The 21591-nt window shown below is 46.2% G+C and carries 23 protein-coding genes; 12 read left to right on the forward strand and 11 right to left on the reverse strand.

Annotation, left to right across the window (positions count from 1 at the left end; genetic code table 11):
• The first annotated feature begins 148 nt into the window (after positions 1-148).
• The 7 genes from ABXT59_RS01230 to ABXT59_RS01260 are packed head-to-tail and all read left to right on the forward strand — an operon-like array spanning position 149 to position 5951.
• Positions 149-913, forward strand: a complete 765-nt coding sequence (locus tag ABXT59_RS01230; RefSeq protein WP_443637169.1) for an ABC transporter ATP-binding protein — start codon at positions 149-151, stop codon at positions 911-913.
• Positions 914-966: 53 nt separating this feature from the next.
• A complete protein-coding gene (locus ABXT59_RS01235; RefSeq protein ID WP_443637170.1) occupies positions 967-1722 on the forward strand; it encodes a transporter substrate-binding domain-containing protein in 756 nt (251 codons plus the stop codon).
• Positions 1723-1781: 59 nt separating this feature from the next.
• Positions 1782-2468: an ABC transporter permease gene (locus ABXT59_RS01240; RefSeq protein ID WP_443637172.1), complete on the forward strand. Its 687-nt coding sequence runs from the start codon at positions 1782-1784 to the stop codon at positions 2466-2468.
• Positions 2468-3175: an ABC transporter permease gene (locus tag ABXT59_RS01245; protein ID WP_443637174.1), complete on the forward strand. Its 708-nt coding sequence runs from the start codon at positions 2468-2470 to the stop codon at positions 3173-3175. Before ABXT59_RS01240 ends, ABXT59_RS01245 begins: the two co-directional genes overlap by 1 nt.
• A complete protein-coding gene (locus ABXT59_RS01250) occupies positions 3162-4289 on the forward strand; it encodes an NAD(P)/FAD-dependent oxidoreductase (protein WP_443637176.1) in 1128 nt (375 codons plus the stop codon). The genes ABXT59_RS01245 and ABXT59_RS01250 overlap by 14 nt, the downstream gene beginning before the upstream one ends.
• On the forward strand, positions 4270-4566 hold the full coding sequence (locus tag ABXT59_RS01255) for a (2Fe-2S)-binding protein (RefSeq protein ID WP_443637177.1): 297 nt from the start codon (positions 4270-4272) through the stop codon (positions 4564-4566). Before ABXT59_RS01250 ends, ABXT59_RS01255 begins: the two co-directional genes overlap by 20 nt.
• A complete protein-coding gene (locus tag ABXT59_RS01260) occupies positions 4566-5951 on the forward strand; it encodes an FAD/NAD(P)-dependent oxidoreductase (protein ID WP_443637178.1) in 1386 nt (461 codons plus the stop codon). The genes ABXT59_RS01255 and ABXT59_RS01260 overlap by 1 nt, the downstream gene beginning before the upstream one ends.
• Here ABXT59_RS01260 and ABXT59_RS01265 read toward each other — a convergent pair.
• The 10 genes from ABXT59_RS01265 to metK form a co-directional block, all read right to left on the reverse strand.
• Positions 5924-6418 (reverse strand): HD-GYP domain-containing protein, encoded by a 495-nt coding sequence (locus ABXT59_RS01265; protein ID WP_443637179.1) that lies wholly within the window; start codon positions 6416-6418, stop codon positions 5924-5926. The genes ABXT59_RS01260 and ABXT59_RS01265 overlap by 28 nt on opposite strands.
• Positions 6419-6623: 205 nt before the next feature.
• Complete coding sequence (locus ABXT59_RS01270) at positions 6624-7217, reverse strand: response regulator (RefSeq protein ID WP_443637181.1); 594 nt, start codon at positions 7215-7217, stop codon at positions 6624-6626.
• Between the two features lie 104 nt (positions 7218-7321).
• A complete protein-coding gene (locus ABXT59_RS01275; protein ID WP_443637182.1) occupies positions 7322-8590 on the reverse strand; it encodes a dihydroorotase in 1269 nt (422 codons plus the stop codon).
• The gene (locus ABXT59_RS01280) at positions 8587-9606 is read right to left on the reverse strand and encodes an aspartate carbamoyltransferase catalytic subunit (RefSeq protein ID WP_443637183.1); all 1020 of its coding nucleotides are present in this window, start codon (positions 9604-9606) and stop codon (positions 8587-8589) included. Before ABXT59_RS01280 ends, ABXT59_RS01275 begins: the two co-directional genes overlap by 4 nt.
• Entirely contained in the window at positions 9599-10132 is a 534-nt protein-coding gene (gene pyrR / locus ABXT59_RS01285; protein WP_443637184.1) for a bifunctional pyr operon transcriptional regulator/uracil phosphoribosyltransferase PyrR, read from the reverse strand. Before pyrR ends, ABXT59_RS01280 begins: the two co-directional genes overlap by 8 nt.
• A 50-nt stretch (positions 10133-10182) precedes the next feature.
• Positions 10183-10635 (reverse strand): Holliday junction resolvase RuvX, encoded by a 453-nt coding sequence (gene ruvX / locus ABXT59_RS01290; RefSeq protein WP_443637185.1) that lies wholly within the window; start codon positions 10633-10635, stop codon positions 10183-10185.
• The gene (locus tag ABXT59_RS01295; protein ID WP_443637186.1) at positions 10628-11206 is read right to left on the reverse strand and encodes a YqgE/AlgH family protein; all 579 of its coding nucleotides are present in this window, start codon (positions 11204-11206) and stop codon (positions 10628-10630) included. The genes ruvX and ABXT59_RS01295 overlap by 8 nt, the downstream gene beginning before the upstream one ends.
• Complete coding sequence (gene gshB / locus ABXT59_RS01300; RefSeq protein ID WP_443637187.1) at positions 11206-12165, reverse strand: glutathione synthase; 960 nt, start codon at positions 12163-12165, stop codon at positions 11206-11208. Before gshB ends, ABXT59_RS01295 begins: the two co-directional genes overlap by 1 nt.
• Entirely contained in the window at positions 12162-12917 is a 756-nt protein-coding gene (locus ABXT59_RS01305) for a 16S rRNA (uracil(1498)-N(3))-methyltransferase (protein ID WP_443637188.1), read from the reverse strand. Before ABXT59_RS01305 ends, gshB begins: the two co-directional genes overlap by 4 nt.
• 3 nt (positions 12918-12920) lie before the next feature.
• Positions 12921-14090 carry a methionine adenosyltransferase gene (metK, locus tag ABXT59_RS01310; protein WP_443637189.1) on the reverse strand — a complete coding sequence of 390 codons (1170 nt, stop codon included), beginning with the start codon at positions 14088-14090 and terminating at the stop codon, positions 12921-12923.
• 401 nt (positions 14091-14491) lie between these two features.
• Between metK and ABXT59_RS01315 the strand changes: the two genes are divergently transcribed.
• The 5 genes from ABXT59_RS01315 to fba all read left to right on the forward strand — a co-directional run bounded on the left by ABXT59_RS01315 (position 14492) and on the right by fba (position 20627).
• Positions 14492-15085, forward strand: coding sequence for a class I SAM-dependent DNA methyltransferase (locus ABXT59_RS01315; RefSeq protein ID WP_443637190.1), 594 nt, complete (start codon positions 14492-14494; stop codon positions 15083-15085).
• A gap of 229 nt (positions 15086-15314) precedes the next feature.
• Entirely contained in the window at positions 15315-17309 is a 1995-nt protein-coding gene (gene tkt, locus ABXT59_RS01320) for a transketolase (protein ID WP_443637191.1), read from the forward strand.
• Positions 17310-17336: 27 nt separating this feature from the next.
• Positions 17337-18395, forward strand: a complete 1059-nt coding sequence (gene gap / locus ABXT59_RS01325; RefSeq protein ID WP_443637193.1) for a type I glyceraldehyde-3-phosphate dehydrogenase — start codon at positions 17337-17339, stop codon at positions 18393-18395.
• Positions 18392-19552, forward strand: coding sequence for a phosphoglycerate kinase (locus ABXT59_RS01330; RefSeq protein WP_443637194.1), 1161 nt, complete (start codon positions 18392-18394; stop codon positions 19550-19552). The genes gap and ABXT59_RS01330 overlap by 4 nt, the downstream gene beginning before the upstream one ends.
• A 34-nt stretch (positions 19553-19586) precedes the next feature.
• Positions 19587-20627 carry a class II fructose-bisphosphate aldolase gene (fba, locus tag ABXT59_RS01335; RefSeq protein WP_443637195.1) on the forward strand — a complete coding sequence of 347 codons (1041 nt, stop codon included), beginning with the start codon at positions 19587-19589 and terminating at the stop codon, positions 20625-20627.
• A gap of 99 nt (positions 20628-20726) precedes the next feature.
• On the opposite strand, the gene panC is transcribed toward fba, so the two are convergent.
• Positions 20727-21587, reverse strand: coding sequence for a pantoate--beta-alanine ligase (panC, locus tag ABXT59_RS01340; protein WP_443637197.1), 861 nt, complete (start codon positions 21585-21587; stop codon positions 20727-20729).
• Positions 21588-21591: the final 4 nt, after the last annotated feature.

The following is a 21591-nucleotide window of genomic DNA, read 5'->3' on the forward strand; positions in this document are numbered from 1 at the left end:
TCTAAGTTGCTATTTAAGCACTAAAAGTTGATAAACAGCGACCCCCCTAGAAATCGATCAAACGAATAACTTGAGATTGAGGGTATTAGTCAATATCATAGCCAACAGTTTTGGTTTTTAACATCCCTTCTCAGAGTTTGAACAAAACATGACCCTAGCCCTGTCTATTACAGATTTACACAAAAGCTTTAATGAAAACGACGTCATTAAAGGTATGTCTTTGCAAGCGAATAAAGGTGATGTGATTTCTTTAATCGGAGCCAGTGGCTCTGGGAAAAGTACTTTTTTGCGCTGTATTAACTTGTTGGAGACCCCCAATAAGGGTGAAGTCCGAGTTAATGGCGAGTTGATGGAAATGAAGACTGACAGTAAAGGCAATCGTGTAGCGGCTGACCAAAAACAAGTCGATCGTATTCGTACCAAACTGGGAATGGTGTTCCAAAGTTTTAATCTTTGGAGCCATATGACTATTTTAGAAAATATCATGGAAGCCCCAGTGCACGTGCTTGGCCACTCTAAAACTGAAGCCCATGCTAAGGCGATGCAGTTGTTAGAAAAAGTAGGCATTGCTGACAAGGCGCATCAATACCCAGATCATTTATCAGGTGGCCAACAACAGCGGGCTGCAATTGCCCGTGCCCTTGCCATGGACCCTGAAGTAATGTTGTTTGATGAGCCTACTTCTGCCTTAGATCCTGAGTTAGTGGGTGAAGTACTCAGAGTCATGCGTCAACTGGCAGCAGAAGGACGCACCATGATTGTTGTGACCCATGAAATGACCTTTGCACGGGAAGTATCCTCTAAAGTTATTTTTCTCCATGAAGGTATGATTGAAGAAGAAGGTACACCTGAAGAAGTGTTTCAAAATCCGAAATCAGACCGATGCCGTCAGTTTTTGGCGTCGAGCTATTAAAACTAGCCTATTTTGGCTAACCATAACCACACTAAATGAACGATGAGGTTCTTATGAAAAAACTAGTTGCTGCTGCAATAACTGCGGGCGCGTTAGCGATGTCTTTGGGCGCTGTTGCGTCGGATACTATTTTGATGGGTACTGAAGGTGCTTACCCCCCATATAACTACTACGACAGTGACAACAACCTCATTGGTTTTGATATTGAAGTAGGCGATGCAATGTGTGCGGCTATGAAGGCTGATTGTAAGTGGGTCACGTCTGACTGGGATGGTATCATTCCTGCATTGTTAGCCAAGAAGTTTGACACGATCCTTGCGTCTATGTCGATCACCGAAGAGCGCAAGCAAAAGATTGACTTCACTAATAAGTACTACAATACGCCTAACCGTTTCATTCGGGCGGCGGGTTCTTCAACTAAACCTACTTCTGGCATGATTGTGGGTGTTCAAAGTTCTACGGTGCAAGAAAACTACCTGCGTGGTGAGTTTGGCGATATCCTTGAAATCCGAACTTATGGTGCTCAAGAAGAAGCGAATCTAGACTTCGCGGCTGGCCGTGTTGACCTATTATTTGTGGACGTCATCGTGGGTGATGAAATGATGAAGGCTTCAGGCATTAAAGGTGAATTCTTTGGTGCAGACATTGCGGACACTAAATACTTTGGTCTGGGTGCTGGCGTGGGCGTGCGTAAAGAAGACACAGAGCTGCGTGACCGCATGAACAAAGCCCTTGCGCAAATCCTAGCCGATGGCACTTATGAAAAAATTAGTAATAAGTGGTTTGGTTTTAGTGTTTATGGTGGCTAATTGAGCCACTAATAAGGGTGGTTTCGGCCACCCTTATTAATTTCTAGGCAGTCATATTTATGTTAGATTTGCACGGCTACGGCTGGCTCTTATTTGACGGGTTACAATTAACCATTGCTGTAGGCCTCTGTGCCATGGTGGTTGCAGTGTTGCTTGGGTTGTTAGGCAGTTGGGGCAAGCTGAGTCATAATTGGTGGGCCAATTTGACAGCCAATACTTACACTACGGTCGTGCGTGGTGTGCCTGAACTTATTTTATTGCTGTTGGTGTACTTTGGTACCCCAACTCTCATTCAATCCATTGCGACTCGCATGGGTTACGACATCCGCGTTGATATTAATCCCTTTATTGCTGGCACCATTACCATTGGATTTATTTATGGGGCCTTCGCCACTGAGGTTTTGCGGGGTGCTTTTCAATCGATTCCTAAGGGTCAGACTGAAGCTGCTCGGGCTATAGGTATGAGCCGTTCTCAGGTATTCAAACGTATTTTGATGCCGCAAGCCATGCGCTTCGCCTTACCCGGTTTGGGTAACGTGTGGATGGTGTTAATCAAAGCCACGGCGCTTATTTCAATCATTCAGCTGGATGAATTAATGCGCAAAACTAAAATTGCGTCTAATGCGACCCATGAACCTTTCACCTTTTACTTGTTGGCATCGTTTATTTATTTAGGCATTACCTTGGTCTCGATGATGGCGCAAAAACGCGCTGAAACATGGGCTAATAAGGGAGTAATGCGTTAATGGACTTTTCTATTGTCTGGCAGTATTTACCGATCATGTTGGAAGGTGCATGGGTCACCTTATGGATTACAGTAGTCAGCCTGGTTATTGGCTTAGCTGTGGCTATTCCCCTTGCTCTGGCTCGGCTAGCTAAAAACCCTTTCATTGCTTCACCCGCCTATGTCTTTGTATTGTACTTTCGAGGCACACCCTTGTTGGTACAAATATTTTTGATTTATTATGGCAGTGGCCAGTTCCGACTCGAACTCACTGACTTGGGCCTATGGGGATTCTTCCGGGATCCATGGTTCTGTGGCATTTTAGCATTAGTGTTAAATACCGCCGCTTATTCAGCAGAAATTTTTCGCGGTGCCATTACAGCTGTGCCACGTAATGACATTGAAGCGGGTCGTGCGTGTGGCATGTCAGGCTTGCTATTATTTCGCCGTATTACCTTACCCAAGGCTTTTCTTATTGGCCTGCCTGCCTATGGCAATGAAGTGATCTTTTTATTACAAGCGACGTCTTTGGTGTCTACCATTACTATTTTGGACCTAACTGGAATTTCTCGCCAATTGATTTCCAAGACCTTCGCTGTGTATGAGTTTTATCTCACAGCTGCGGCTATGTACCTCGTCATGACTTATGCACTGGTGTATCTGTTTCGAGTGTGGGAAAAACGCATGAGTGGGCACTTACAAGAAAGAGTGGTCGTTGAAGCCCGTTAAGCCTTTGTCACCTGCTTACGACTGGATCATCGTTGGTGGCGGTTTAGTTGGGGCATCGATTGCCTATGGTTTAATTCAAAAACAACCACAATCACGTATTTTAGTGCTCGATGGATCTGACACAGACTATCGTGCATCTGTGGGTAATTTTGGGCTCATTTGGGTACAAGGAAAAGGCCACAATTTTCCTGCCTATGCTAATTGGAGTCTTCAAGGAGCCGACCTATGGCCTCAGTTTGCCCAGCAGTTGAGCTTCCAAAGTCAAATTGATTTAGGTTATCAAAGGCAGGGAGGGTTGGAGTTTGCCCTAAGCCAAAGTCACCTTAATACCTTGAGTGAAGAGATGGCTGCTATAGCAGATCACACTCAGGGTGCTTTTCATTATAATGTTCTTAATCGAGAGGCTGCATTGGCGTTGCAACCGGGTCTTGGTGAAGCCGTAGTAGGAGCAATATATAGTCCACAAGATGGTCAAGTTAATCCTTTATATTTGCTCTTGGCACTGCAAAAAGCCAGCCAATTATGTGGCGTAGATTATCAGTCCTCGTGCAGAGTTGACACCATCGAAGTGCTTGGGCATGGCTTTAAAGCGGCGGGTTTTGTGGGTAAAAAAATCCTACTTTGTGCGGGTTTAGATAACCAGCGTTTGGGTAAGCAGCTCGCAATGCACCTTCCTGTGAGGCCTGTTAAAGGCCAAATATTAATTACTGAGCGCACAGATTTGGGCATGCTCAATTACGCTTCTCCCCAACTACTCCAAACTGCCGAAGGCACGATTCAGGTCGGTGGCTCATACGAACATATGGGTTTAGATGACCGCTCCAGCCTTGACATAATGAGCTCAATTGCTGAAGAGGCGGTGGCTGTTCTACCTAACTTATCCAACTTGAAATTGGTCCGAAGTTGGGGAGCTTTGCGGGTTATGTCGCCTGATGGGGCTCCCATTTATCAACAATCTCAACAATATAAAGGGGCTTTTGGCGTATGTTGTCATAGTGGCGTTACGCTTGCGGCAGCTCATGCAGGGCCCCTATCTAATTGGTTATTAAATTCTCTCAATGAAGATCCCCTAGATCTTATAGAGGCCATGAGTAATGAGCGATTTTCTATTTAATCATTTACTTGATGATGCGCACCAATGCCCCATCATTGTGAATGGGGTTGCATGCCAAGTGCCTGAACAGCTCAATGTTGCTGCTGCCTTGCTCTATTTAGGGCATCTGGCTAACCGTCAACACCCTGTGAGTGGTGAGCTTAGAGGGTCATATTGTCATGCAGGGTTCTGTTTTGAATGCCTTGTAGCCATTGATGGACAGCCTAATCAGAGGGCCTGTCTAACACAAATCACACCCAATATGAGCATTAATACTGCGCTGGCAGGGGTAAACTAATGGCCCAAATTTATGACTATTTAGTGATCGGGGCTGGGCCTGCGGGTATGGCTGCTGCAATAGAAGCGAGTAATACTGGCTTATCAGTGCTCGTATTAGACCAAGCTAGCAGTGCTGGTGGTCAGATTTATAGAAATTTAGCCCATGCAGATAAGCAGCAAACTAGCGTATTGGGTTCATATTATAGGGCAGGTAAACCACTTTTAGAGCGCTTTATGGCGGCCAACTGCGACTACCAAAGCCTAGTTCAAGTCTGGCATATAGAGACTCATGCAAAGGGATTTTTGGTGGCAGCCATCGTCGCAGGAGAAACAAAAAGCTTTCTTACAAGTCATTTGTTATTAGCTCATGGGGCCATGGAAAGGCCCATGGCTGTTCCAGGTTGGCACAAGCCTGGGGTCCTGACTGCTGGGGCAGGACAGATTCTCCTAAAGTCTTCAGCCTTAATGCCTAAAGAAGTTGTTTTAGTTGGCTCTGGACCCTTATTACTCCTGCTGGCACAGCAGTATCGAGTCGCAGGCGTAGCTATTAAGGCCATTCTTGACACCACACCAAAATCTAACTATTGGTATGCCATACCTTGGTTAGTGGCAGGTTTAACCAATCCAATGGAATTATTTAAAGGCCTTTGGTTAACCTTAGTGCAGCGTATCAAAATACCTTACATTAGCGGCGTGTCGCACCTAGAGGTTATGGGTGATGAGCAGGTATCAGGGGTAAGTTATACAGTGTCTGACAGAGTTTATAACATTGATTGTAAAGTGGTGATGTTGCATCAAGGAATTATTGCTCAAACCCAAATGGCACAAATGTTAAGGTGCGCACAGGTGTGGAATGAGCGGCAGCAATGCTGGCAGACAAAAACTGATGTCATGGGTTATACGTCCATCCCTGGCGTACAGGTTGCTGGAGATGGGGGTTGCATTGGCGGAGCCCTCTTGGCTCAAATAGAAGGCCGAGTAGCCGGTATGGGCAGAGTCTTCAATACTCCAGTAGTCAGTCCGTGGCATAAAAAATGGGTTTACTCATGGCTGTGTTTTAGAGTTGAACAATTACATTGGGCGAGGGGGTTAGTAGATCGCCTATACCGGCCTGCCGAATGGCTTTCTAAACTTGCAGATGAGACCATTATATGTCGGTGTGAGCAGGTGAATGCAAAAACGATTAGGAGCATTGTGAATAGTGGCTGTGCTGGAGTAAATCAACTGAAACGATTCACCCGGGCAGGCATGGGGGCCTGTCAGGGACGTCAGTGCGGGCTCAATTTAAGTCATTTAGTGGCCCAAGCCCAGCAAAGACCAATGGCAGAGGTAGAGCCTTTATCTGTGCGTCCACCCTTGAGTCCTATCAACTTAGGTCAGTTGGCTAAGTCGCTGAGACTATAGAGGGTTGCAATGGCTTGTTTGGCATTTAAAAAGCGTTCTAATAAATGTGGGTCAAATTGACTAGGCTGCAAATAACCATCGCCATAGGTTAGTTTATTGATACTGGTAGCATGGTCATTGGCTTGGGCATAAGTCTTGGCTTTTCTGAGTCCTAAGTAGCTGTCATACAGTTTGGCCAAGCGTGCCTCTAAACATATATCTGGACCAGCAGTAGACATGGGGTAACCGCTGCCGTCCCAATGTTCATGATGCTGGCGGGCTATTAAAGCAGCTTTTGGACGCGCATGTTGTTGCAGCCAGTTTTCACCAGCTAATGTGTGGTAGGCCAACTGTGCAAATTCGATGGTATCTAATTTGTGAGTTTTATTGAGCCTTTGATATCGGCTAGACTGTAAGGCAAGGTTGCGCCATGACATCGCCTCAGTGGCCACCAGTTGCTGCGCTTCAGACCGTTTTTTAATTGGCAAACTTGCTGCCAGAGCAAGGGCGTAATCACTTCTAAAAACTGAGGCAGGCTGGTACTAGATGGTAGGTTAAACAACTGTAACAAAGCAGCATTAAAAACAATGTGCTGTGTTACAGGGTCGTATTCAATAGCAGGCATAAGGCCGTTATAAATAGTCCAATCGTTACTATCCATAAACACCATATCCTTTTATGTTAGCACTAAGGTTAGTCTTTAACGGCCTGCAGCACCAATTCCTTTAATTCTTCCACTGGAATGGGTTTGTGCAATACGGGCACACTATTGGGTAAATTACTGGCAGTGACTTCGGCTGCGCCCATACCCGTCACCACGATGGCTGTAAGATAGTCATATTGGGAATCATTATGTAGGCGTTCAATAATAGCAAAGCCATCCAATTGTGGCATTTGTAAATCAGTAATCAGCACCGTAGGTTTGAATGTACCAATTTTAACCAACGCGTCAATACCATCTTCGGCAGTTTCTACCTGTAGACTTGGGAACCAATTATTAATGAGCATCTTATATAATAATAAGGTGTCTTTATCGTCGTCTACTATAAGCACTGTCACAGGGCCTTTAGTATTAGGTCTGCGAATAGGAGTTTGTTTATCTTGCTTTTCGTCGAGTAATTGTTGAATAGACCCGACACTAATACGGCGGTGACCACCTGCTGTTTTCCAAGCTTGTAAAACACCACTTTCTACCCACAGTTGAACGGTTCGCACAGAGACATTTAAAAGGGTAGCAGCCTGACGAGTGGTGAGTTCAGACACGGTTGAAAGATCGATAATACTCATGTATGTTTTTTCACTTAAAATGATAACGTGTCTATTATTATCAAAATTACTAAATTAAAATAGATAAAAGAGGCAATTAAATGTTTTCTATTGTAACTTTAATATTACCTTTTGTAAGTTATTAATCCATCCTTTAGAGTTAACTGGGCTCGTCCTTTTAGTTTTTGTTGGGCGAGAGCTTGATTGGTACCTCGGCTGAGTTGACTAGACGCATCCAAGGTCCATTCATGGGAGGGATCGATTAAGGTCAGGTTAGCTGCTTCACCGATAGTGAGGCTTGTGGTTGTGCCAACTGCAATCTTGGTGCTGTTGCAACTCAACGCTCGAATAGCTGCAGTCCAGGTCAGATCCCCTGCCTGCACTAGTTTTTGAATCAGAGGAACTAACATATCATACATAGCCATGCCTGTTGCTGTAGCAGCAAAAGGTGCGCACTTTGCAGCAGATTCGTGGGGCTGGTGGGCTGAACAGATTGCGTCCAAGGTGCCGTCTTCAATGCCTATTAAAAGAGCTTTACGGTCTGACTCCTCGCGCAATGGCGGCTGCACATGGTATTGGCTTTGATAACCTTCGATGGCAGTATCAGTAAAGCATAAATGTGCTATGCCTACATCTGCAGTGACATCCATGCCTTGTGCCTTGGCTTGACGGATGAGGTCAACTCCTGCCGCACTAGTAAGTTGATTGAAATGACCACTGACACCGGTGTGTTGCATAAATTGTAAATGTCGGCTGATAGACAGAGTTTCTGCAATCACAAGTATGCCATCTAAACCCATCCGGGTAGCGGTGGCACCAGCGTGCATGTGGCCATCACCCAGTTGTCGGTCTTGGGCTTGCACTAGCACTTTAAGACCAAAGGTAGCCGCATATTCGTAACATCGTAACAACACGGTATTATTGTCTATGTCGTAACCGGCGTTGCTAAAACCAATACATCCAGCTTGCGCAAGAGCTTCCATATTACTCAGTTGAGAGCCCTTTAAGTCTTGAGTAAGGGCGGCTACTGGTAGTAATTCACAAAACCCTGCAGCTGCAGCCTTGCTTTTAATTAAGCTGATTACAGAGCCAGAATCACTGCAGGGTTGGGTATCTGGACTGGGGCATAAATGCGTAAAACCAGCGCTGGCCGCAGCTTGAGTTTCACTGGCAATGGTGCCTTTTTGGATTTGATTAAGGTCCCTTAGGCAGGTATGCAGGTCTAAAAAGCTAGGGCTTAAAATCAACCCTTTAGCATCAATTTCAAGATCTGAACTTTGGTCAGCAAGGTGGCCTAAACTTTTTATGCGACCGGCTTGAACGTGTATATCTGAGACTTGATCCAGTTGCTTACTTGGATCAATAAGGCGTGCGCCACGAATGATGATGCTCATTTATGCAGCTCTCCTGTTAGGCTAGATGCTTGTTTGGCCTCGGTTTGGCGTTGCTGCATTTGACCACTCATGGCCATGGACATGACTGCCATGCGCAGGGCAATGCCATACCCTACTTGATTTAAAATCATAGATTGAGGGCCATCTGCGACCGCAGATTCAATTTCAATACCACGATTTATAGGGCCTGGATGCATCACTATGGCATTGGGTTTGGCTTGGGACAAACGTTCTTTAGTGAGGCCATATAAACGAAAGTACTCACCTGCAGAAGGTAAAAAAGCAGAAGCCATACGCTCTGTCTGTAACCGGAGCATGATCACAACATCGACGTTATTGATCCCACTGTCCATGCTGCTATGGGTGGTGACTCCCATGCTCTCAATCGCATAGGGCATAAGCGTGTGAGGAGCCACTAGACGGATGTCGGTGCAGCCTAAGGTCTTTAAAGCATGGATCTGATCGCGAGCCACTCGGGAATGAAGAATGTCCCCTACAATAGCTACAGAGAGCGGTTCGAAGGATCCTTTGTGGCGGCGAATAGTGAGCATGTCGAGCATGGCTTGAGTAGGGTGGGCATGGCGTCCGTCGCCAGCATTTATAATGGCCACATCTGGTGTCACTTGCTCTGCGATAAAATGAGCGGCCCCCGAATCACTGTGCCGCACGACAAACATGTCACTGTGCATGGCACGCAGGTTCTGCAAGGTGTCGAGCAGACTTTCGCCTTTGCTGGCAGCTGAAGTTTTTATGTCTAAGGTGAGTACGTCGGCTGACAAGCGTTGGGCCGCCAGTTCAAAAGTGCTACGGGTGCGAGTAGAGTTTTCAAAAAACAAGTTCACTACAGTCCGACCACGCAAGAGAGGCACCTTTTTCACCTCTTGATTACCCACCACTACAAATGAATCCGCAGTATCTAAAATGCGTTCTAACATTATCCGATTTAACCCCTCTGGGGTTAAAAAGTGGCGCAATTCACCCCTTTTGGTGAGCTGCAACTCTGCTAAATTACTCATGATTGGCTTGCTCAATAATAGATAATTTTAAATTTTCAGGGCCATCAAGTTGCAGGTACTGTCCTGCTTCTAAATCTAAGGCTAGGGCGCAAACATCCGCTTGAATGGGCAATTCACGTTGATTTACGCTGCATAATGTCACCAGTTTTATGCTGGCGGGTCGGCCAAAGTCAAACAATTCATTCATCGCCGCACGGACTGTGCGGCCACTCATCAACACGTCATCAACAAGTAACAAGTGGCGGTCATTAATGTTGAAGGGCAGGGAAGAGGGGCTCACTTGGGGATGAAGACCATTTTTCGAGAAATCATCTCGATAGAAAGCAATATCTAGTTGACCCAAAGGTGCTTGAAGATGTTCAGCGATCACCTTCGCTAGCCAGACTCCACCTGTATGGATGCCAATAACCAGAGGTTGATCAAGAGCTTGGGTATTAATAAGTTGATTGATTTGGTCTAACAAATGGCTAACGAGGGCGGGAGTGTCTGCTAATTCTGGGTGTTGCTGGTTTGGTGTGGCTCCCATCAGGCTTCCTCTTTGTAGGTGTTAGACGCATCTCATTAAAGTAGCGTCGTTTAGGTCAAAAATGGCACGTTTGATAAGCGGTGTTCAGTCTCATTAAACCAACTTTGCAGTATTAATCCAGCAGCGATGCCATCGACTCCATACTTTTTCCAATCCTTGCCACCACCCGCATCCAGGTGCTCTCGTTTAGCGGTTTGGGTGGATAGACGTTCGTCCACTACATAACAGGGACGGTCAAAACGCGCCCCTAAACGGTTGGCAAATTTTCGCGCTCTTAGGGCCATTTCGCCAATCGAACCGTCCATATTATACGGAATTCCAACTACAAATGCTTGTGCTTGCCACTCGCTGATGAGGCTTTCCAAAGTCTGCCAGTTGGGGATACCATCCTGAGCCTTTATGGGAGCTAATACAACAGGCTGGGTCAGAGGATTGCTCGCAAAGGCGACTCCGATGCGTTTACTTCCAAAGTCAAAACCCAGTAGATTAAGAGGCTTATCCATGGCCAATCTTGGTGGAAATGAGATTAATATCAATGCCTAATAAGTCAGCCGCTGCTTGGAAGCGATCCTCAGGGGCCATATTAAATACAATGTCTGCGTCAAATGGGCAGCAAAGCCAAGCATTCTCAGCTAGTTCTTGCTCCAGTTGGCCGGGTCCCCATCCAGCATAGCCCAAGGCAATTAGACTGTGTTCTGGGCCTGCGGCGTGGGCAATATCGTTAATCACATCAGATGAGGTGGTGAGGCACAAGTCTTCGGAAACCCGAATACTAGATTTCCATTGTTTATTGCGTAACGGCGTGTGCAATACAAAACCATGTTCAGGTTGCACGGGGCCACCAGTAAATATTGGTTGTTCGACGTCTATTACATTAGCATCGGAGATATCAAGTTGTGGCAGTATATCTGTAAAAGCAATGTCATTTGCTCGATTAATGACTAGGCCCATGGCGCCTTTTTCGCTGTGTTCACAGATGTAGACTAAGCTACGAACAAAGTTCTCGTCTTCCATTTGGGGCATGGAGATCAGCATAAAATGATGCAAACTGTTGGTGTTAGGTTTTGCCGTCATTAAGTACTCCTTGCAGCCAATAACTGGCTAATGTGCTGCATCAGCACAGCGGCGATATTAGAGCCCGTTTGATCGTCAATCTCACGAATACAGGTCGGGCTTGTGACGTTGATTTCTGTAAGACTATCACCGATAACGTCTAGGCCTGCAAAATGAATTTCTTTAGCCCTCAGTGTGGGTCCAATTTGTTCACAGATCCACTGATCACGCTCACTTAGGGGCCTAGCAACGCCAGAGCCACCAGCGGCCAAGTTGCCGCGGGTTTCACCTGATGATGGAATGCGCGCTAAAACGTGATCAACGGGATAGCCGTTAATCATTAGGATGCGCTTATCACCGTCTTTAATCGCTGGTAAATAGCGCTGCACCATAATCTGTTGTTGACCAAATTCAGTCAGAGTCTCAATGATTACATTGAGATTAGGTTCGTCTTTGCGGGCCCGAAAAATAGACGTGCCTCCCATGCCATCAAGCGGTTTGAAAATGACATCGCCATGGCGTGCGTGGAAGGCTTTAAGTACCTTGGCATCACTAGCCACCAGTACCTCTGGACAACATTCTGGGAATTGTGTTGCAAATAGTTTTTCGTTGCAGTCGCGCAGGCTTTGAGGCTTATTGATAATCAAAGCTCCCGCATCTTCAGCTTGACTCAAAAGATAGGTGGTGTGTAAAAATTGACTATCAAAAGGAGGGTCTTTGCGCATTAGAATCACGTCTAGATCGCCAAGTGGCGATGCAAGTTGCTCGTCTAGCTCATAAAAATGATGCGCATCACGCATCACACTCAATGGTGCCATGAGCCCCATGGCAACACCTTGCTCTGCATAGAGGTGTTGTGGTTCCATGTAAAATATCTGCCAGCCTAGGTCTTGGGCGGCCCAAAGCATAGCTAGGGAGCTATCTTTTTTGAAGTTAATATTGTGGATAGGGTCCATGATGATGCCTAAGCGTATCGTCATTTGTCTTGTATCTCAGTGAGTCGGGGTGAAAGGTCACCCCAAACGTATTGCAATAAGGTTAAAGCGGCTATGGGGGCTGTTTCTGTGCGCAGTATACGAGGCCCTAGACTTAGCCCAGTATAGCCCTCTGCATGCGCTTGCTCAACTTCCTCTAGAGTGAACCCACCCTCTGGCCCCACTAAAAGGGCACAACTTAAAGGCGCTTTTTGCGCTTCTAAAGGTCTAGTTTCATGGGGGTGTAACACCAACTTAACCTCGGCTGAAGTGTTTTCAAGCCAAGTGCTTAACGCTTGTGGAGTGTGAATTAAGGGTACGTCGATGCGCCCACTTTGTTCGCAAGCACTGATGGCAATTTGCTGCCAGTGAGCGAGGCGTTTAATTTGCCGTTGATGGTCCAGCTTAACTTCACAGCGGCTACTATATAGCGGCGTGATTTCATTGATCCCAAGTTCAGTGGCTTTTTGGATCGCATAGTCCATGCGTTCCCCACGAGACATAACCTGCCCTAAGTGGGTGTACAGTAAAGACGCCTTGGGTGCCTTTAATTGAGCACTAATCAACACCCTAACAATCTTCTTGCTAATGTTTGAAATGTGAGCGCTTACTTGCGTTCCAGTGTCGTTAAACAGGATAACTTCTTGTTTTTCCTGCATTCGAAGGACCTTGCCTACATAATGCCCAGCTGCCGCCTCTAGTTCAATAGTTTGTCCTAAAGGCAGTGGCTGTGGAGTATACAGGCGAGGTGTGCGCATGGCTTATAAGCCAGCTGCCAGACGCAGAATTTCAGCCTTGTCAGTGTGCTCCCAAGTGAAATTGGGGTTGTCACGGCCAAAATGACCATAGGCGGCTGTGTCTCGGTAGATTGGGCGTTTTAAATCTAACATTTCAACCAGACCTCCTGCTTTAAGATCAAAATGACTGCGCACTAGAGCTTCAATGTCAGCATCACTAATCTTGCCACTACCAAAGGTATTAAGGCTGATAGAGGTGGGTTCGGCAACACCAATGGCGTAAGATATCTGTATCTCACAGCGCTCGGCTAATCCTGCAGCCACGATATTCTTTGCCACGTAGCGGCCTGCATAAGCGGCACTCCGATCCACTTTCGATGGGTCTTTACCAGAAAATGCACCGCCACCGTGGCGTGCCATACCGCCATAGGTATCAACGATAATTTTACGTCCTGTTAAGCCACAGTCACCTACTGGCCCACCAATAACAAAATTGCCCGTGGGGTTAATGTGATATTGAGTGTCTGCCGTGAGCCAATGGGCTGGAATCACAGGACGGATAATATGTTCCATGACTGCAGCACGAAGGCTGGCTAAGTTGATATCGGCGCTATGTTGAGTGGAGACGACGACGGCATCCACAGACAAAGGCTTACCATCACTGCCATAACGGAAAGTCAGTTGACTCTTGGCGTCTGGGCGCAACCAAGGCAAGGTACCATCTTTTCGGACTTTAGCCTGCTGTTGCATTAATTTGTGGGCATAGTGAATGGGTGCAGGCATTAGGCTTTCAGTTTCATTACTGGCATAGCCAAACATCAAGCCTTGGTCGCCAGCACCTTGTTCCTTATTGCTGTCAGCGCTTTCATCGACACCCATAGCAATGTCAGAAGATTGCTTGCCAATGGCATTTAAAATAGCACATGAGGCGCCATCAAAGCCCATTTCTGAGGACGTGTAGCCGATGTCTGTAATCACTTCACGCACGATGTCTTCAATGTCCACCCAAGAGTCAGTGCGAACTTCGCCTGCCACTAGAACGAGTCCAGTTTTAATAAGGGTTTCTACAGCGACACGGGATTCTGGATCTTTTTCCAACATGGCATCAAGGATGGCATCAGAAATTTGATCAGCGATTTTGTCAGGGTGTCCTTCGGATACTGATTCGGACGTAAATAAAGTGTATTGGTTCATAACCATGCCTCGTAATTGAATGCTAATGAATGCTTTACGGACATCCTTAACAGTGACTTAATTACCAGCCAAACTTGTTGTTTCGCTGATTCCTTGGTTGCTGCGATGAGGTTTGCAGAACCGGCGCTTATTATAAGCTACAGGTTGCAGGAATGCATGGCTTATTGACGCTGTAGTCGACATTTAAGTCATATAATATAAGATTATTGGGATAGGACGCATTTACATCTCCAAAGTGTCACTTTGGGTTCACTCTAAAGCGCTTGTCTGATCAAAGTTGAAGATGAACCTTTAGGTCGCTAATGCAGGTGGATTACTTAAAAATATTGCACTGAAAAAAGCATTTGAATAAGGTATGTAAAAAGCCATGTGGAAAGCTATTTGAAAAGGAGCTACATTTAATGACAGATCAGAAAACCATTGGCGTTTATAATCGCCAAGTTGAGCGTTATTTAAAAATGGTGGATGGGCTCGAAGAAGACCCAATATTGATGTGCTTTATTGATCGCTTCAAAGCCAGTGACTGCATCCTTGATTTAGGTTGTGGCCCAGCTCATGCTGCTGCAGTTATGCGCGACAAAGGATTACTCGTTGATCCCGTTGATGCTGCCGCAGAAATGGTAAAGTTGGCTAATGAAAAGTTCACTATAAACGCTCGGCAGACAAATTTTAGTGATATTGATGCCACTGACCTCTACCATGGTGTGTGGGCTAATTTCAGTTTATTGCATGCCCATACTAAAGATTTAGGGTTTATTTTGTTGGCCCTGCATAGAGCTCTGAAACCCAAAGGCTTTTTGCACTTGGGTATGAAATTGGGCCAAGGATCACAACGGGATAGGTATGGCCGGTATTACGCCTATTATTCTCAAGCTGAATTAGAAGACCATGTTAACAATGCAGGCTTTACTGTTAAAAAGATCGATTTGGGCACAGCCGAGGGTATGGCTGGGGATATGGAACCTTGGATTGCATTGACTGGACTGGCGCGATAAATAATTAGACCACTGCGTCAATTGGTTAGCCTGTCAATTCTTAAAGTGAAAAATCTTGGTAGTGTCATTGAAGGTGAATCTTCAGTTACTTTCTGAGATTAGCTATAAAATGCTGTTTATTAGCCCAGAAAGGGATTTCTTGATTGTGTCTTAGGCTTGAGTAAGGGAAAATACACGGCTTAAATTAGTACTCAATTTGTGTATTTAACCTTTTTAAAGGATTCTTTTCATGCCTACTCGTCGCGACTTAGCTAATGCCATCCGAGCCCTTAGTATGGATGCTGTCCAACAAGCTAACTCTGGCCACCCAGGTGCGCCCATGGGCATGGCTGATATTGCTGAAGTTTTATGGAACGATTTCATGAGCCATAATCCGGCTAACCCCGAATGGTTAAACCGAGATCGCTTTGTCTTATCCAATGGCCATGGTTCAATGCTGCTCTACTCGCTGCTGCACTTGAGCGGCTATGAGTTAGCCATTGACGATGTGAAAAGCTTTCGTCAGCTGCACTCCAAAACTGCGGGCCACCCTGAATATGGTTATGCACCCGGTATCGAAACAACCACAGGTCCGTTAGGGCAAGGAATGACTAATGCCATTGGCATGGCCTTGGCAGAAAAAACCTTGGCGGCTCAATTTAACCGTCCGGGGCACAATATTATTGATCACCACACTTATACCTTCCTAGGTGACGGCTGTTTGATGGAAGGTGTATCCCATGAGGCTTGCTCCTTGGCGGGCACTCTAGGCATCGGCAAATTGATTGCTTTTTACGACGACAATGGTATTTCTATTGATGGTGAAGTAGAGGGTTGGTTTACTGATGATACGCCGAAGCGTTTTGAAGCCTATGGTTGGCAGGTTATTCCTGCCATTGATGGCCACGATGCAGATGCTTTGTTTGCTGCTATTGAAGCGGCTAAAAGTAACACTGAGCAACCCACATTAATTTGCTGTAAAACCATTATTGGTTTCGGATCACCTAATAAGCAAGGTAAAGAGGACTGCCATGGTGCGCCCTTGGGAGCAGATGAAATTGCCTTAGCGCGCAAAGAACTGGACTGGACCTATGGTGCATTCGACATTCCGGCAGAGGTCTACGAAGAATGGAGTGCCCTTGATGCGGGTGACGACGCCGAACAGATTTGGAACCAATCCTTTAACGCGTACCACAAGGCTCACCCTGATCTAGCCACTGAGCTTTTGCGCCGGGTAGCAGGAGACTTGCCAGCAGATTTTGAAGCCCAAGCTCAAGCTTATGTAGAACAGTTGCAAGCTGAAGGTTCTAATATTGCCAGTCGCAAGGCCTCACAAAATTCTATTAATGCGTTTGGTCCACTATTGCCTGAACTTTTAGGTGGCTCTGCAGACCTTGCAGGATCTAACCTTACCAAGTGGTCTGGCACAAAAGGCATTACCAGAGATGATGCGAGCGGTAACTACGTGTTTTATGGTGTGCGCGAATTTGCTATGTCTGCCATGATGAATGGTATGGCTCTGCACGGTGGTTTTATTCCTTACGGCGCTACTTTTCTTGTGTTTATGGAATACGCTCGCAATGCTGTGCGCATGGCGGCCTTAATGCGCCAGCGTGTGTTGTTTGTTTATACCCACGATTCTATCGGTTTGGGTGAAGATGGCCCAACCCATCAGCCTGTCGAACAAATAGCCAACTTACGCTTAACGCCGCATCTCGATACATGGCGACCATGTGACACGGTAGAATCTGCAGTGGCTTGGAAAACTGCCCTCCAGCGCACAGATGGCCCCTCAGCCCTAATTTTTTCGCGCCAAAATTTGTCCCATCAGCAGCGCAATGCATCACAGTTAGCTAATGTGGCTCGAGGTGGTTATATTCTGCAAGACTGCCAAGGTGTTCCTGAAGCGATTATTATTGCCACTGGTTCTGAGGTCGGCATCGCTCAACAAGCGACAGATACCCTGACTAAGCAAGGCCACAGGGTCAGATTGGTATCAATGCCCTGTACTGAATTGTTTGAGCGTCAGGATGCTGAATACCAGGCGCACGTGTTACCGCCTTCCATCACCGCCCGTGTTGCTGTTGAAGCGGCCCACACAGACTATTGGTATAAGTATGTTGGATTAGCCGGCAAGGTGATTGGCATGACTGACTTTGGTGCATCTGCACCAGCCCATGAGCTGTTCAAAATGTATGGTTTTACCGCAGACAATATTGCCACTACCGTCACTGAGTTGTTGTAATTAAATCACAGCCATAAGGTCAAAATTATGCTGGCAGCTAAACGTATTGCGATCAACGGCTATGGCCGTATTGGTCGAGCAATTTTGCGGGCCATTGTGGAACGTGGACTAGAAAATCAATTACAGATAGTCGCCATTAATGACTTAGGTATTGCTGAATCGGTAGTTTACGAAACGCGCTACGATTCAGTGCATGGCGTTTTTCCAGCCACCGTAGAGGCGACGGATCAAGGCATGCAGGTGGTCACAGATCAAGGTATGACAAATATTGATTTGCTACAAGTCGCTGACGCCGATACTCTGCCTTGGGCTGATTTGGGTATTGATTTAGTGTTGGAGTGTTCAGGTAACATGAGCGACCGTAAACGGGCTCAACAGCACCTAAACGCGGGTGCGAGCAAGGTTTTGATTGGAGCTGCCGCGGGCACGGAGGTGGATATTACGGTGGTTTATGGTATCAATCATGATCAGCTTAAACCTTGGCATCGAATCGTCTCCAATGCCTCTTGCACCACTAATTGCATGGCTCCTGTCTTAAAACCCATCAATGATACCATTGGTATTGAAGATGGTTTAATGACCACCATACATGCCTACACCAATGGTCAGGTGCTCACTGATACAGTGATTGATAAAACAGATTTGAGACGGGGCCGCTCGGCCACCCAATCAATAATACCTACATCTACTCACGCCAGTGACGCCTTGGGTTGGGTATTGCCAGAACTGGCAGATAAGATCACTGGTATTTCTATGCGTGTGCCCACCATTAATGTGTCTGTAGTCGATTTAGTATTCCGTCCAAGCCGTGATGTGACAGCGGCTGAAGTTAACCAAATTATGGCCCATGCTGTGGCTCAAGATCGCCATGAGGTGCTGGGTTATAATGAACAACCGTTAGTGTCGATTGATTTTAACCATTGTTCGAAATCAGCTTCTTTTGACGCCACCCAAACCATGAAAATGGGCCAGCTCATTAAGATTCTAGCTTGGTATGATAACGAATGGGGATACGCTAATCGAATGATTGACGTGGCCTTGGCTATGTTCAAAACAGATCTGGTAACTGCTCAGGAAAACCCATGACCATCATTAAAATGACCGATTTAGATTTGCGTGGTCAGCGGGTATTAATCCGTGAAGATCTCAACGTACCCATTAAAGATGGCGCAATAAGCAGTGATGCTCGTTTACGAGCAGCATTACCAACCATCAAAATGGCCTTGCAGTTAGGTGCTAAAGTGATGGTGATGTCACACTTGGGACGCCCACAAGAAGGTGTTTATGATGAACAGTTTTCTTTAGCGCCCGTGGCAGACTATCTAGGGGCAAAATTGCAGTGCCATGTGCGTTTGCAGAAAGACTGGTTACAAGGGGTGGACATTAACGACGGCGAATTAGTGATTTTAGAAAACTGTCGTTTTAATGTTGGTGAAAAAGCCAATGATGATGCTTTAGCAAAAAAAATGGCAGCCTTGTGTGACGTTTATGTGAACGATGCGTTTGGCACTGCGCACCGAGCTCAGGCGAGTACCCATGGCATTGCTAAGTTTGTAAAAATTGCCTGTGCTGGACCGCTGTTAGTCGCTGAGCTTGACGCCTTAGGTAAAGCGTTAGATAACCCCAAACGCCCTTTTATCGCTATTGTGGGTGGCTCTAAAGTGTCTACTAAGCTCATGGTGCTAGAAACCTTAGCTGACAAAGTAGATCAACTTATTGTTGGTGGTGGCATAGCTAACACCTTTCTTGCTGCATCAGGATGTGCCATAGGCAAGTCCTTGTATGAACCTAATCTCGTTGCTAACGCAAAAGCCTTAATGGAAAAAACAGCCATCCCACTGCCAACGGATGTAGTGACCGCCAAAGAATTCAGTGAAACCGCCACTGCAACTACTCAAGATGCAGCCAATGTTGCTGCTGATGAGATGATTATGGATGTGGGCCCAGACACGGCACTTCATCTCGCCAGCATTATTAAAAATGCGGGGACTATTATTTGGAATGGGCCTCTGGGGGTATTTGAATTTGATCAGTTTGGCGGTGGTACTGAAATTTTGTCACACGCCATCGCCGCATCGCCTGCATTTTCTATCGCCGGTGGTGGTGATACACTGGCGGCTGTAGATAAATATAATATTGCAGATCAAGTGTCTTATATTTCCACTGGTGGTGGTGCATTTCTTGAATTTGTGGAAGGCAAGGAATTGCCTGCAGTGGCCATTCTAGAGCAACGTGGCCTGTAATTAGAATTTAACTTACCCTATAGGGAGAACACTCATGGCTTTAGTTAGCATGCGTCAACTTTTGGATCATGCCGCAGAGAATAGCTACGGTATTCCATCTTATAATGTCAACAATCTGGAACAAATGCGGGCCATTATGCAGGCTGCCGACGCATCGGACAGTCCAGTGATCGTGCAAGCTTCAGCGGGCGCTCGCAAGTATGCTGGATCAAATTTTTTAAAACACATGATCTTGGCCGCTATTGAGGAATTTCCACACATTCCAGTGTGCATGCATTTAGACCACGGTAATTCGGCTTCTACTTGCCAGCGCGCTATTGCTATGGGCTTCTCCTCAGTGATGATGGATGGGTCTTTAGGTGAAGATTCTAAAACACCAACCAGCTATGATTACAATGTAGAGGTCACCCAGCGAACCGTTGAAATGGCCCATGCGTGTGGTGTTTCTGTGGAAGGAGAATTAGGCTGTTTGGGTTCTTTAGAAACAGGTGAGGCGGGCGAAGAAGATGGTGTGGGTGCGGTTGGCAAATTAACCCTTGAACAAATGTTAACAGACCCTGATGAAGCCGTAGATTTTGTTGCCAAAACTAAAGTTGATGCCTTAGCAATAGCCTGTGGGACGAGTCACGGAGCCTATAAATTTACCCGCCCACCAACTGGGGATATTTTGGCCATCGACCGAATTCGAGAGATCCATAGTAAGATTCCTAATACCCATCTTGTCATGCATGGCTCGTCGTCTGTGCCCCAAGACTGGCTCGCTGTGATCAATGAATTTGGCGGCGCCATTCCTGAGACCTATGGTGTGCCAGTCGAACAGATTGTAGAAGGTATTAAGCATGGCGTACGCAAAGTCAATATTGATACCGATTTGCGCTTGGCCTCAACGGGTGCTGTACGACGCTTCTTAGCCGAAAATCCAAGTGAATTTGATCCGCGTAAATTTCTCGCTGTGACGATGAATGCGATGCAGACCCTATGCCAGGCACGTTATGAGGCTTTTGGTGCAGCGGGCAACGCGAGTAAAATTCGTCCTGTTGGCTTAGAAGCGATGGCAGATATGTACGGGGTATAAGCCAATCTAGATTGACTCCATTTGAGTTTCTAGTGCTTGGTGAATAGGTCTTCTTGGGAGGCTTCACAGTTTTTACATGCGGTTAGTGGCTGCTTTACTCTAAACTCTGCAAGTGAGGGTAAAGCGGATGTTATCAATGAGTCTAGCTTTGCCTAAGTAAGCGGCTGCGACGATGACCAGTTGATTGTCATCTAAAGTAGGCGCTTGTAAGTCATTTTGGCGACAAATTTTGAAGTAATCGCGCTTAAAGCCAATAGTTTCGAGCTTACATTGGGCCACTTCTTCGAGTTTTAACAGATCAGTTTCACCGGCTTCAAGGGCCATTCGACAAGAAACTAGACAGGCATACAACTGGGCAGCTCGGTCTAATTCCTCTGCGCTAAGATAACCGTTACGTGAACTTAATGCGAGGCCAGTTTCGGCGCGTGCTATGGGGGCGCCAATAATGTTAACAGGCAAGCACAGATCATCGGTCATTTGTTGAATGACCAAAAACTGCTGGTAATCTTTTAATCCAAAAATAGCCACATCTGGCTGCACAATGCCCAATAACTTGGTGACTACTGTTGCTACTCCGGTAAAGTGTCCAGGTCGACTTTTACCGCACAAAAGACTATCTAGGTGAGGTACGCTAACTAAGGTCAAACTTAGGTTAGTTGTGGGATACATTTCACCCACTGATGGCGCAAATAACACATGGCAACCGCGGCTCATTAGTTTTTCTTGATCAGACATAAAGGTGCGCGGGTAACCATTGAAATCTTCTCCAGGACCAAATTGCAGAGGGTTGACAAAAATGCTGGCAACCACCAAGTCAGACTCTTCTAAAGCCCGGTCGATAAGCTGTAAGTGACCTTCATGCAAATTGCCCATAGTGGGCACAAAAGCAATCTTTTTATGTTCTAATTTGGCTTGCCAAAGGTGGCTGCGCAATTGACTAATACGGTCGATGGTATGCATAAAT

Source organism: Candidatus Njordibacter sp. Uisw_058 (genome assembly GCF_047730065.1).
GTDB lineage: Bacteria > Pseudomonadota > Gammaproteobacteria > Pseudomonadales > Balneatricaceae > Njordibacter.